The organism is Paenibacillus sp. J23TS9 (assembly GCF_018403225.1).
Classification (GTDB): Bacteria; Bacillota; Bacilli; order Paenibacillales; family Paenibacillaceae; genus Paenibacillus_AQ.
In genome coordinates, this window is record NZ_BOSG01000003.1 from 60,656 (window position 1) to 73,906 (window position 13,251).

9 protein-coding genes are annotated in these 13,251 nt (G+C 49.4%); 2 read left to right on the forward strand and 7 right to left on the reverse strand.

Annotated features, from left to right (window positions below; all coding sequences use genetic code 11):
• The first annotated feature begins 267 nt into the window (after window positions 1-267).
• Complete coding sequence (locus tag KJS65_RS18850) at window positions 268-1,260, forward strand: ketoacyl-ACP synthase III (protein ID WP_280531347.1); 993 nt, start codon at window positions 268-270, stop codon at window positions 1,258-1,260.
• Between the two features lie 71 nt (window positions 1,261-1,331).
• On the opposite strand, the gene KJS65_RS18855 is transcribed toward KJS65_RS18850, so the two are convergent.
• From KJS65_RS18855 to KJS65_RS18885, 7 genes are all read right to left on the reverse strand, one after another.
• On the reverse strand, window positions 1,332-1,928 hold the full coding sequence (locus KJS65_RS18855; RefSeq protein WP_213651426.1) for a hypothetical protein: 597 nt from the start codon (window positions 1,926-1,928) through the stop codon (window positions 1,332-1,334).
• Complete coding sequence (gene pilM / locus KJS65_RS18860) at window positions 1,906-3,552, reverse strand: pilus assembly protein PilM (protein ID WP_213651427.1); 1,647 nt, start codon at window positions 3,550-3,552, stop codon at window positions 1,906-1,908. The genes KJS65_RS18855 and pilM overlap by 23 nt, the downstream gene beginning before the upstream one ends.
• A 12-nt stretch (window positions 3,553-3,564) precedes the next feature.
• Window positions 3,565-4,314 carry a prepilin peptidase gene (locus KJS65_RS18865; protein ID WP_213651428.1) on the reverse strand — a complete coding sequence of 250 codons (750 nt, stop codon included), beginning with the start codon at window positions 4,312-4,314 and terminating at the stop codon, window positions 3,565-3,567.
• A gap of 451 nt (window positions 4,315-4,765) precedes the next feature.
• On the reverse strand, window positions 4,766-5,254 hold the full coding sequence (locus KJS65_RS18870) for a prepilin-type N-terminal cleavage/methylation domain-containing protein (protein ID WP_244864642.1): 489 nt from the start codon (window positions 5,252-5,254) through the stop codon (window positions 4,766-4,768).
• Window positions 5,255-5,324: 70 nt separating this feature from the next.
• Window positions 5,325-6,530 (reverse strand): type II secretion system F family protein, encoded by a 1,206-nt coding sequence (locus KJS65_RS18875; protein WP_213651429.1) that lies wholly within the window; start codon window positions 6,528-6,530, stop codon window positions 5,325-5,327.
• On the reverse strand, window positions 6,530-7,579 hold the full coding sequence (locus KJS65_RS18880; RefSeq protein ID WP_213651430.1) for a type IV pilus twitching motility protein PilT: 1,050 nt from the start codon (window positions 7,577-7,579) through the stop codon (window positions 6,530-6,532). Before KJS65_RS18880 ends, KJS65_RS18875 begins: the two co-directional genes overlap by 1 nt.
• Window positions 7,580-7,593: 14 nt before the next feature.
• Complete coding sequence (locus KJS65_RS18885) at window positions 7,594-9,258, reverse strand: GspE/PulE family protein (RefSeq protein WP_213651431.1); 1,665 nt, start codon at window positions 9,256-9,258, stop codon at window positions 7,594-7,596.
• Window positions 9,259-9,513: 255 nt separating this feature from the next.
• On the opposite strand from KJS65_RS18885, the gene KJS65_RS18890 reads away from it, so the two are divergent.
• Window positions 9,514-13,188 carry a DUF5057 domain-containing protein gene (locus KJS65_RS18890; protein ID WP_213651432.1) on the forward strand — a complete coding sequence of 1,225 codons (3,675 nt, stop codon included), beginning with the start codon at window positions 9,514-9,516 and terminating at the stop codon, window positions 13,186-13,188.
• Window positions 13,189-13,251: the final 63 nt, after the last annotated feature.

A 13,251-nucleotide genomic window follows, 5' to 3' on the forward strand; every position in this document is an offset into this window, starting at 1 on the left:
TTAATCTGGATAAATTATAATTTATCCATCGTTGGCGATCAACCAACAACATATTCAATCGAATAAAGGAGACGTATATGGAAATTGAGCAGCAGTAAAATGAAATCGAAAAGTTAAGGGAACAAACAACTCACAAAAAAAAAGGTTGAAAATGAACTCATATTGCATATAATTAGTACCAGGTACTATTACCTGATAATAATTTATGCCAGGTTTTTTTGCTGGTAATTCCATAATCCAAGATGAGGAGAGATCGCGATGAATACACTGTCATCCAAAGCCAGAATCACCGCCATCGGAACGTACGTGCCGGAGAAGAAATTAACCAATGAGGATCTGGAGAAGCTCGTGGATACGAATGATGAATGGATTGTGCAGCGGACTGGAATGCGGGAACGGCGGATCAGTGGAGAACAGGAATTCACGTCGGATTTATGCATCCGGGCAGTAGACAATTTGATGCAAACCTATAGCAAGCGAGTTGATGGCGTCGATTTGATCATTGTCGCTACGACGACTGCGGATTATCCCTTCCCCAGCGTGGCTTGCCTTATCCAGGAGCATTTTAAGATCCCAAACACCGGGGCATTCGATTTGAACGCGACCTGTGCCGGATTCGCTTACGGACTGCATGTGGCCAATGGACTCATAACCTCGGGACTGCATCGTAAAATACTTGTGGTGGGCGGGGAAACACTTTCTAAGGTTACCGATTACACTGACCGGACGACCTGCATTCTGTTCGGGGACGGGGCTGGAGCGGTGCTGATTGAGTATGACGAAACAAATCCAAGCTTTATCCAATCGATTCAAGGGACAGATGGCAGCGGAAGTGTACATCTCTACCGTTCCGGCATATCCAAATGGATGAATGGGCTACCGTTACAAGGTAATGGCTACATGGTCCAAAACGGGCGGGAAGTATATAAATGGGCTACGCGGACGGTCACCGCAGGAACTGAAGAGCTGCTGTCACGCGCCCGCATGAATACCGGGGATATTGACTGGTTTGTGCCCCACAGCGCTAATCTGAGAATGGTTGAATCCATGTGCGAAAAAACCGGCTTCTCTTTGGATGACACCTTGTACAGCGTAGAGTATATGGGGAATACCTCCGCGGCTTCCATCCCGCTGGCGCTTGGTCTTGGGATTCAGGAGGGGAAATTGAAATACGGAGACACCCTGCTTCTTTATGGCTTTGGAGGCGGTCTGACTCATGCGGGCCACATCGTAAAATGGGGCGTGCCGGATTTGAAATAAACGGGTAGTAACCGTAAAAAAGCCGGCTCTATGATGATCATAGAGTCGGCTATCTCTTTTGTAAAAGAACATTAGGATTTCGGTTTCGCGGCCGTGTAATAGGCTGTGAATGAGATATTTGCAGTCAAAATGCTTCCGGGATTGCGCTGCTCATACGGCTGTTGAAAGCTGAAGGAATCGATGGTAATGAGGCGGGGTGCGGCCTGAAGCTGCTTCATCCACGCATGGATCTCATTATAGCCGCCTTCCACCACAGCTTTCATTTTCACTTCCTTAACGGAGCTGTAATCCTCCGGCTTTTTCCCCGTCATAAGAGCAATCTGATTACTCTCCTGTAATTGAAACTCAATATCCGTTAATTTGGCGAATGACTTGTCTTGAATCTTTTTCAGCTGCAGCACGAGCTGCTGTGTATCTTCATCCAGCGGCAGAGCTTCACGGGCAATTTGGAAATCCGGATCATCCATACTACTCTTGCTGCGCAGATCAGCCAGCTTTTTATCCAGAATATCTCTCTCCTGCTGCAGTGTTTCAAGCTCCGACTGGCGGATCGTCCCCGTATCCATCGAAGGCTTCAGGGCAAACATGTAGAAGGCAAATGACAGAACAAACAGCGCCACCATGCCCAGAAGTATAACGGATCGATTATGGTTGATCTTCTCCAGCATGGTCTACCTCCTTCACCGCTGCCGCTGCGTCAAGACGGCTTGTATTTATTTTATACATGACTGCATATTTCGGCTTGGTTATCTGCGTTTCCGGAGCTGCTGCTCCTCCGGCCTGCACGGCCTGTTCTTCCGTCAGCTTTTCTATCGTTGCCTTCAGGGCAAACGGCATATTTTCCAATTCGGCTAGATAGGCCGCAGCATCCTCCATCCGCAGCATGTTCACGGAAAGCGTAATGTCCCCATATTGGCTATAGGCAATATTCCGGATGACCGCTCCCTTCGGCAATTTGCCATCCAGCTTATCCAGAACTGCCACAGCATCCATCCGGTTGGCCAAAATTTCATCCACGACCTGCTGAGGATTATTAGAAGCTGCTCCCCCACTGTTTATAGAAGCAAGGTCCAGCTGAATGGCTGCCTTTTGATCCTGAACGCCCTGAATTTGCTCGGCAAGCGTACCATTCTCCCCGTGGGAAGAAGCGTACCACCAGCCCATCCCGGCCATACCAAACAGCCAGACGGCGATCAGTGATAAAACAATATAAGGAAATACCTGGGCTTCTCTATCTTCCCGGGGCATCAGATGCAGGTCACTCACACCGCGCCCGTATAAGGAGGCTCCAAGCGCAATCCGGTAATCATTCAAATCGGCTTGATCGGGGTTAAGGCCCCGTCTCGCCGCTTCTTGAAATGAAGCCGCCTGGATATCCATATCCGGCAGCATCTGATTGAGCTCCCGCAGCAGCTGCACTCGACCGGAGACCGGGCCGGTAACGATGACATCCGTAATACGGGTGGAACCGTCATGCAGACTGTACTGGTAGAAGTTCAGCATCCGGGAAATCTCAGCCGTAATTTCCACCAGCTGCTCCGCCGACAGCTGATCCCCCGCCGGTCCATGGATATCTTCCGCAGACTCTGCTGAAGCCGCTGCTTCCTGCACTGCTGTATCTTGGGGCCAGAAGACGGTTTCCCCAGGAGGAGGAGTCAGGTCATATAAGTTGATGGTCCGCAGAAATAACGGATGCCCCCCATGGAACAAATACACATCCAGCATAGTCCGATCCAGATGGATGAGCATCGTATCGGAAAATGTCATTTTTTCTCTAAGCACGATCGCTCTGGCCAAGGCTGTGGCAGATATCTCGATGTTCTGTACCTTCAATCCCGCTTCATGAAGCAGCTCGATGTAGCTGTCTATGAGTCCTCCCGGTGCGGCAAATACCAGCAGCTGTGTCGATGCTTCATCCGTATCTGTCACGATATAGTCATAGACCGCATTGTCAAAAGGCAGATGAAGTCCGGTCTCCACCTCAAGGCGTACCAGCTGATCCAGCTGTTTGCGGTTCGTGCTCGGAATCGACATTTTGCGGATGATGATCTGTGACGGAGGAATGGACAGGGTGACCTGCGACCCGCGCAGCCCTTCCTTTTTCACCCACCGATGCAGCAAATCGCTCAGCCCCTGCCGGTCAGCAATATGATTATCTACGATCATGCCTTTCGGGAGAGGAAGCATGCCTTTACGGGTAATACCCCATATTTTTTTGTTGTTCAGCCGGACGTACCGGATGCCTGTCTGCTCAATGGCAAGACCCAGCGGCTTGGTCCCCCGAAGCTTCATATGATTAACCCCCTAACTCCATAGCGAGAGGTACCCGCTTATCATCGTTGTACCGTACCCGTAAGCCAGCAGCGTACCCGCGGCAAGCCAAGGTCCGAATGGTACCGGCTGTTTGCGCCGGAGAACGCCTGCCAGGATCAGCAGTCCGTATACAACCGTTCCCATGATGCATGCCGCAAGAAACGCGACCAGCACATTCGGGATACCCAGCACCCAGCCGCAAAGAGCAAACAGCTTTACGTCCCCCATGCCCATACCGCCAAATAACGCCAAGACGAATGTGATTCCGCCCCCGATTGCCGCTCCGGCCAGATGGCTCCATAGTCGGCCCTCCGGGAAGATGAAAACTGCGGCAACGAGGATCGGCGTGAAAAAGAGAAGCACTTTATTCGGAATCAGCATGTATTTGAGATCCGCAACTGTCACGATCACCGCCAAACTGATCAGTACCAGCCCGATCAGCGCTCTGCCGCTGATGCCTTCATGTAGGACGGCCCACAGGAACAGCAGTCCTGTCAGCGACTCGCCTAAAGGGTAGAGTACCGAGAGTTTTATGCCGCAGTGGCGGCAGCGTCCTCGGGAGAGCAGGTAGCTGAACACCGGCACCAGGTCTTTTGCCTTTAGGCGTGTTCCGCAGCCTGTGCAGTGGGAAGGCGGGTGAATGATTGATTCACCCGCGGGAACGCGCAGGCCGACGACGTTATAAAAAGAGCCGAGCAGCAGTCCGCAGATCAGGGCGTAGATGGGGATGATCAGTGTCATTGGCGAGATGGCTCCTTTGATTTGAAAAGGGAACCGGAAAGGGTGATCCGGTTCCTGGTTGCATGAAAAATGTTAGGCTCGTTATTTGGGTGTTGCTGTTATTTGAGAATGCCTACTACTATTGAATACTGCTATTTGTGAATGCAGCTACTACTTGTGGATACTGCTAATATGAGAATGCTACTTTTTGAAAAAATGTGGCTATAAGTATTGCTAGGTTGAAGCTAGTTTCTTAAAGGCTGTTTTTGGCGCTCTTGAGGTCGCTGCGCATACGGATCATTCTCCCGATCGCTGTTGTCTTACGGATTTCCTGGATTGGAATAAGGTCAGGGTAGAAATCCGACGACAAAGGCGAACGCTGACGCTTCTTCAGAACGATTCCGTCTGCTCCGCTGGTGTATTGTTATAAAACATTAAAAATGTCTTTTCTATTGCCTCACTGATCAATAAGTTAATTTTTAGTAGTGGTATCCTTTTTGCTACTTAATACTTCCGTGGCATTAAAATTCCCTAAAGATTTCTCTCCATGCAACAAAGTAACACCAGATAACTCATTGTTAGAAAACGTAACCGCACCTGCATCTATGACTTCTTTGCTGCTCGGCAAATAAAGATTAGCATCTAAATATTTCTTAGATTTCAACGTCGCAATGTTAACTGTTAAAGTACCTACAGTGCCTGCTGTTTCATCATCTTTTATTTTCCCTGAAAAGTCTCCATTCAACTCATTCGTTACATACAACCTCGCCGCATCATAAACCTGTTTCGCTGTTGCCACATCTGCTGAATCCCTCGACTTGTTCATAACATTCGAAATCAACGGCACGGCTATCACCGCGATAATCCCGATTATCACGATAACCGCCAATAGCTCGATCAGCGTAAAGCCCTTTTCCTCTCTTCCCAATCTACCGAAACGTTTTTTCATTATCGCTTCCATACGATGATCCTCCTTATTAAAATTTAAGTATAATGAGTTCATTTTTATATACAGTCAGAACCAGTAGGCTCTAAATGTTGTTATACAGGCTGAACATCGGCAGCATAATCGCTGCCACGATAATGCCCACCACGCCGGCCAGGAACGCGATCAGCAGCGGCTCGAGGAGCGATTTCAACCGGTCGACGGTATTCTCTACGTCCATCTCATAGAAATCGGCTACTTTCGACAGCATCAGGTCAAGCGCGCCCGTCTCCTCGCCGATGGCTATCATCTGGGTGACCAGCGGCGGGAATACCCATGCTTTTTTGAGCGGATCAGAAAGCGGATTTCCTTGGCGGAGTGAATCTCCAGCCGAGCGGATATATCCTCCTATCACCTTGTTACCGGCCACCTCTTCGACTATTGTTAATGCCTGCAACACCGGCACCGAGCTTGCATACAGCGACGAGAAGGTCCGCGAGAATTGGGCAATCGAGCCCTTCTGATTCAGCTTGCCGAACACCGGGATTTTGAGCTTGGCATAATCCAGCATGTAAGCCCCGCGTTCGGTGCGTTTTGTCCACTGATAGGCGACGATCACAATCAGCAGACCCGCCAGCCAGATGAACCATTGATGCTGAAAGCTGTTGCTCAGCGCGAGCACCATTTTGGTAATCGCCGGAAGCTGGGCATCCATCGATTCGAACATGGTGACAAACTGCGGAACAATGGCGTACAGCAGGTACACGACTGCAGCGATGGCCATCAGTCCGACGGTAATGGGATACGTCAGGGCTGATTTGATCTTTTCCTTGGTGCTATGCTGTTTCTCGAAAAATACGGCCAGTCGCTCCAATGTCCCTTCCAAATCCCCGGACTCTTCACCCGCGCGGATCATGCTGACGAACAGGTTGGGGAAGATTTTCCGATGCTCCTGCACGGCGCTTGAGAAGGCCACTCCGCGTAACAAGCTTGAGTCGACATCCAGAAGCGCTTTGCGCAGCGCCTTGCTTTCGGTCTGTTCCGCCAGAATCCGGTTGGCGTCTACGATACTGACTCCGGCCCGGATCAATGTTGCAAACTGGCGGCAGTAAATAATAAAATGAATGGTTTTGACCGGATTTCCGATATATAAATCCTGCGAGAGAATGGATGTGCGCTGCTCGGTTAATGAAAAAACCGTCAGGTTCCGCTTCCGCAGCTCGTCCATCGCCGATGGCTTGTCCTGGGCAGTCAGCTTCCCTCTCAGATCCTTGCCGCCGTTTGTCCGAACCACATATTCGAATTGCGGCATCAGCTGCCTCCTTCCGCCAGATACGACTGCGCCGTTTTCGCATCGATGATGCCGGTCTGCAGCTGCTCACGAATGGACATGTCCATCGTATGCATGCCCAAGCTTTTTCCGGTCAGCATGAGATTGCGAATCTGGTGGTTTTTCTCGGATCGGATCAGATTGGCCACGGCAGGCGTATTGATCATGACTTCCGTCACGCAAATCCTGCCCCCACCCGCTTTCCTTGGAAGAAGCCGCTGCGAAACAATGGCGTTCAGTACGCCTGCCAGCTGTATGCGGATCTGACTCTGCTGATGTCCGGGAAAAGCATCAATGATGCGGTCAATCGTCTGCGGCGCGTCGGTTGTATGCAGAGTTCCAAGCACCAAATGCCCGGTTTCCGCGGCTGTAACGGCTGCTGAAATCGTCTCCAGATCCCGGAGCTCTCCTACCAGAATCACGTCCGGGTCCTGCCGCAGTGCAGCCCTTAGACCCTGAGCAAAGCTTGCGGTGTCGCTTCCGACCTCCCGCTGCTGGATCAAGGATGTCCTGTTGTTATGTATATACTCGATGGGATCCTCCAGCGTGATGATATGTTTATGCTGCGTATGGTTGATGTGGTCGATGAGCGCTGCCAGCGTCGATGATTTCCCGCTTCCCGTAGGTCCGGTCACGAGTATTAAGCCATGAGGCTTATGCGTCAGGGAACGGATCACCGGCGGAAGTCCAAGCTGCGCAAGATCCGGCACCACGGCTGGAATCAAGCGCGCCGCAATTGAAGCGCCATTTTGCTGCCGGAATACATTGAGCCGGAAACGGCAGGCCGATTCGATTTGAGTAGAAAAATCAACTTCCCCTTCTTGCTCAAAACGTTCCCTTTCTCGGGGGCCCATCAAATCCTGTGCCATCACCTTCACATCTTCCGGGGACAGCTCTTCTTCCTGCATGACTGCAAGCGCTCCATCCATGCGAAGCATTGGCGGTGAACCCGGTGAAACGTGAAGATCGGAGGCACCAAGCTCAAAAGCCTTCAATAGCAGTTCATGAATATCCCGTTTGATATGGAGCATTAGCCCTGCCTCCTTTAGTTTGCAACGGTTTCACGCAGTACTTCCTGCATGGTAGTCAGCCCTTGAACCACCTTCTCGAAGCCGTCCTCCATTAGTCCCGTCATGCCCTGTTTACGCGCCGCTTCCCGTAATCCATCCACGGAGGCTGAAGCAGTAATCTGCTGCCGCATGTCATCGTTGATGCTTAGCACCTCATGGATGGCAGCACGTCCTCTATAGCCGGTACGGTTGCAGTTGCCGCAGCCTTTTCCCCGGTATAGCTTGTCGGCCTGGAACCCGTGACTGTTCAGCAAAATGAGCTCCTGCTCACTTGGTGTATAAGAAATCTTGCATTCCGGACAAATCCGGCGTACCAAACGCTGTGCCACCACGCCAACCAGCGATGAAGCGATCAAATAAGGCTGGATTTCCATATCCCTCAATCGGGTAATCGTGCTGACGGCATCATTCGTATGCAAGGTGGATAACACCAGATGGCCTGTCAGGGAAGCCCGCACGGCGATTTCCGCCGTTTCATGATCCCGGATTTCACCGACCATGACGATATTCGGATCCTGCCGGAGTATGGAGCGGAGACCTGCCGCAAAGGTGAATCCGATCGCCGGGTTCACATGCACCTGATTCACGCCTTCGAGCTGGTACTCCACCGGATCTTCGACTGTAATGATGTTCACGTTCTCCACATTCAGATGATTTAGTGCTGAGTATAGCGTTGTCGTTTTGCCGCTGCCTGTCGGTCCCGTAATCAAAAGAATGCCGTAAGGGCGCTCGATCATCTCCCGGAACACCCGCAGGTTGCGCATATTGAAACCAAGCTGATCCACCGGTTTCACGCCCGTACTCAAATCCAGGAGCCGGAGTACGATTTTCTCGCCGTGAATGGTTGGCAGTGTCGAAACACGGATGTCCACCATTTTGTAATCAAACTGCATCTTGATTCTGCCGTCCTGCGGCAGGCGCCGCTCCGCAATATTCAGCTTGGCCATGATTTTGAGTCGTGCCGTGATAAAGCCCTGCATCTGTTTCGGAAGATGACGCTCGTTACGCAGCTGGCCGTCAATCCGGTAACGAATAGCCAGATTATTTTCGCCGGGATCGACATGAATGTCCGAAGCTTTGAGATGTACGGCCTGCTGCACCATTTGGTTGACCAATCTCACGATCGGAGAATCCTCGTCCGTAATCTCCGTTTCTTCGATATCTTCAGCGGAAGGCAGATCTACCATCATCTGGTTCATAGAATCTCTCAAACCATAATGGCGGGCAATCGAACGTTGCAGCTCCTCCCTCGTACAGATCGCCGGTTCGATCTTGAAGCCGGTCGTCATCCGCAGCTCTTCAATCGCAAAATAATCTAAAGGATCAGCCATGGCCACCATCAGCTTGCTTCCATCCTTCATAAAAGGAAGTACCTGATACCGCTTCGCCATACTCTCCGGAATGATCTGCGTAATCGCGGGATCAATCTGGTATTTAAACAAGCTGACATGCGGTATTCCAAGCTGGAATTCGAGTACTTCGATCAGCTGCTGCTCTGTGATATAGCCTTGGGAAATGAGAAGATCCCCGAGCTTGCGCTTGGTTTTGCGTTGTTCACCCAGTGCTTCCTGAAGCTGTTCATGTGAAATCACATGATTTTCGACCAGCAAATCTCCCAGCCTTTTTTTGACAATAGCCATGTCGAATCACTCCATAAAAGAACTTTTTAAGAAAATCCTTCACAAATATGAAAACAAAAAATCAGTTATATAGTTCTATTAAATGTGAATCTTTTTTCATATATTTAAGTTGATAACAAGAGACTTATATCCTAAAATGATATATAGCATAGATTGGATAAATTTACAATAAAAAACCCTCTACATATGGATTAAACCTCGCTAATTTCGCTATAATACTGGAATTTTTCCATTTTCTATTTTAGGAGGATTGGAATGAAGAGGAAAATAAAACTTGTTATACCGCTCGTCATTGTTATAGTTCTTTTGGCATTGATTGTCCCCTATCGTTTGACGAAGGTGAATGCCGTCGAAGAACCGCCATATCAGGTCAATATTCTGGAAATCGTGGATCAAACGGACTACTCCGTTCTGAGGGACAAGCTAAAGAACGTTTCGAATGTAAAGGTGGACGTCATGCGTATGAAAACGTTCGTGGCCATGCGCGAAGATATCAGCGGCCAGTATGATGCGATTTATATTGCGAATGCGTATTTTACGGATGTGAAAGGTAAAGTGACCAGCACTAACTACAGCACAGACGGTGTAGCTCCTTTCAAAAAGAGCGGTGATACCACTAACCAAAAAGCAGCCCACCAAACCACCTCCGTCATGAACGACATCACGCAGTTAAAGGCTGACGAGATCAAAGAGAATTATATAAATAAGGGACTACCCGTCATCGTGCACGATAATGTGCTGCTGCAGAAGGCATCCTCTAGCGGAAAGCGGGTTCTGTATAAAACGTTTAAAGAGTATGAAAATTTCAAAGGTACCAAAGGCAATGTGTATTTGGTGAATGATACGGAGCTGAATCAACTCATTGACCAGATCAAAATATCGAGTTCGACCCTGTACCAGCAGCTCCACCAACGCCCAAGGATCCAGCTGACCTCGAAGCCTGACGATTACAATGGAACCTCCAGCAGCAGAACCTATAAAGCGGGGGACACCTTAACATTTAAGTTTAATGCCTACAATGTTCAGAACCTGAGTGACAACCGGATCACAGCCAAGCTGAATTTATCGGTGGACAAGGTGTTCAAATATACGGATGATAACCAGGTTGCCCTGAAAACGATCACGCAGGCATCCGGTAATGAACTTACTTATAACCTGCCCAAGGCATATTCCGGACTCCTCTACTGGAAGCTGGATGTCTCCAATTCAATTACAGGCCTGATCGATAGCCTAAGCGGAACCATCCGGTATCAGGATGAAAAAACCGTGGTAAGAGTTCTGCAGGTGATGCCCGATTCAGGCAGCTCCAGCAGCTTGCTGTCGGGAAGCAACATGACTCAGTCCTATTTAAAAAGCGATGATTACGAGCTGAAAATAAATCCAATAAGCTTTAAAGCATTTAAAACCATGGTCGCCGAGAACACAAAAACAGCGTTAAACGGAAAATATGATATGGTCGTGTTCGGTTTTAAGGACAGCTACAACGAGGGTAGTTCTTTAGATGCCGGCACTGCCGGTGTGGTTCATGAATTCATCCAATCGGGACAAGGCGTCATGTTTACACATGATACGATTTATAAGAGCACAACCAGCAGCAATCCATGGGTTGATCATTTCCAATCAGACACCGGACAGATTAATCCTGAAACCAACCTCGGACTCGGCAATCCCTTAAGCGGCACATCCACCAAGGTTGTAAATACCGGTCTGCTGACGCAATTTCCATTCGATTTAAGCAAAACACCGGCATCCGGAAGCATAGGACAAATTGCAACCACGCATAATCAGTATTTCACACTGGATCTCGATGATGAAAACGTCGTGCCCTGGTACAACATCAATTCTACCGGCCGGGATGTCGACGACAGCTGGAACCATTACTATACCTATACCAAAGGCAACGTCACATACTCAGGCACAGGGCATACCAGTACAGGCTTCCCTAACTGGGAGCAGCGCCTGTTCGTCAATACGATGTATCGCGCGTTTATCGGGGCCAATCATGCTCCTGAAATTACGGTCATCAGTCCCAAGGAAAATGCAGTCATTCCGTCTTATCAAAAGATTCCTGTCAGTTATACGGTGAATGATCTCGATTTGAAGGACCGCAATATTATGACGCAAGTCAAAATCCTTCAGAATGATCAAGTCATCAGTTCCTTTCCACTGGAGGAGGACAAAGTGCTTTCCGGCTCTACCATTTCGTATAACCTGGAGAATCCATTAAAAGATATCAAGGACGAGGGCCGGTTAAAGATTGTCATCACTGCGCATGACCTGCACGGCGCCCAGGCAGAACCCAAGATCATCAATATTATCGTCAAGAAGAGCAAAGACAGCCTCCAGGTAGACCGTTCTCTCCGTGAGGATCAGCGCGGCAAGGATATTTTTACGGATGAAGCCCTGGATATCACCTACACAGTCAAACCGGTTGCCATCCCTACAGAACTCGGAACCATAGATCCCGCTAAAATGATTGTGACGGATCTTCGTTTTAACGAGAAGCTGCCACCAAACCTTGAGGTTGGCGAGATCAAACTGGACAGCTCTAAAGGCAGCATCCAGAAGACCGGCTCGCTTAAAGAGGGCTATACGCTTACCGGAACCTTATCCAATGTAACGTACCTACTTTCGGAGGACGGCCAGAATTACATGACGAATCCTGAGGATTCGATTCAATTTATCGTTCCCGTGATACCTAAGGAAAAAGGAAACTATCTGCTGGACCAATCGACACTTGGCTTCAGGGATTTTGATGAACAGTCCAAGAAGGCGGCCTTCCCGGTCATCTCATTCACAGCCAAAAAGAGACTGACCGAGCTATCAATCGGTAAAGAATATACGATTCTAAAAGGGACATCCATCGTACTTCCCGTCACTTACAAGCCGGAAGATGTGGATCCTAAATCGCTGGTATTCTCCTGGAGCAGTGCCGATCCGAAAATTGCTTCGGTCGATGATCAAGGAAAGGTAACCGGAAACAATGCAGGCACAACCACCGTAACGGTCCGGTCAACCGATGGAAGCCACTTGGAAGCCAGCGCAAAAATCACGGTGTTCGATCCTGTGCTTACGCTAAAAGCTCCTGAACAAATCAAAGTGAACCAAGCCGGGAAACTCCAAGCCATAATGGACCAGAAATATTTGCAAAATGTAAAGCTGACCTGGAAGTTCAGAGGTGCCGGCGATGATATGAAGGCCGTGTTGATCGATTCGGGCGATGCATGGAGCCGTGACTTGAAAGGTATTGCCGTTGGTCCTGTGACGGTTGAAGTTACGCTGGAAGCCGTACTTGCGGGCTCGACAACCAAAGTTCAATCCGCCGCTTCGGCGCAGGTGATTATCATCAATCCCCTGGAGTCCATCTCCATCGACGGGGAATCCTCTGTTGTCATTGGCAAAACAATTGCTCTTAAGCCGGTTTTAAACCCTACCGATGCTGAAAATGTGCCACCTCTGGTATGGTCATTCAAGGGTGCCGATGACAGTAAATATGCTAAGTTGGAAGTAACGGCGGAAGGCGTAACGGTTACCGGCAAGCAAAAAGGCACAGTTACCGTTCAATTGAAGGTGGGCAATCTCGTTGCCGAGCATGCAGTGGTGATTAAGCAGTCACTTACCGGACTGCAGCTGCCATACAGCCTGACCATCTATGAGGGCGATCTTTTCGATCTGACGACCAAGCTGGCCATGCTGCCTCATGGCGGTGTCGTACCCGATCAAGTTAAAAGCGGCCTGATATGGGTAAGCAATAATACCAACAATGTTACGGTTATTCCAAGCGGAGCCCATGCGGGAACTATTACCGGCCAGCATGTGGGACAGGCCATTGTCACTGTGACGTTCAAAGACGATCCGAATATTAAAGCCGAGATTATTATCGAGGTGAAGAAGAAGTCAGCCGGGGCAACCGGTAACGACCGTTACTAGGCTCCTGAAGCTGAAGAAAGGACCGCTGGAATTCCAGCGGTCCTTTCTTTGTATTTTTTTAAA

Bases quoted from the DNA above. Each gene is read 5' to 3' on its own strand.
- pilM (WP_213651427.1), bottom strand. From the start codon at position 3,552: ATGAAGCTTCGGGGGACCAAGCCGCTGGGTCTTGCCATTGAGCAGACA.
- KJS65_RS18865 (WP_213651428.1), bottom strand. From the start codon at position 4,314: ATGACACTGATCATCCCCATCTACGCCCTGATCTGCGGACTGCTGCTC.
- KJS65_RS18875 (WP_213651429.1), bottom strand. From the start codon at position 6,530: ATGCCGCAATTCGAATATGTGGTTCGGACAAACGGCGGCAAGGATCTG.
- KJS65_RS18870 (WP_244864642.1), bottom strand. From the start codon at position 5,254: ATGGAAGCGATAATGAAAAAACGTTTCGGTAGATTGGGAAGAGAGGAA.
- KJS65_RS18880 (WP_213651430.1), bottom strand. From the start codon at position 7,579: ATGCTCCATATCAAACGGGATATTCATGAACTGCTATTGAAGGCTTTT.
- KJS65_RS18855 (WP_213651426.1), bottom strand. From the start codon at position 1,928: ATGCTGGAGAAGATCAACCATAATCGATCCGTTATACTTCTGGGCATG.
- KJS65_RS18885 (WP_213651431.1), bottom strand. From the start codon at position 9,258: ATGGCTATTGTCAAAAAAAGGCTGGGAGATTTGCTGGTCGAAAATCAT.
- KJS65_RS18890 (WP_213651432.1), top strand. From the start codon at position 9,514: ATGAAGAGGAAAATAAAACTTGTTATACCGCTCGTCATTGTTATAGTT.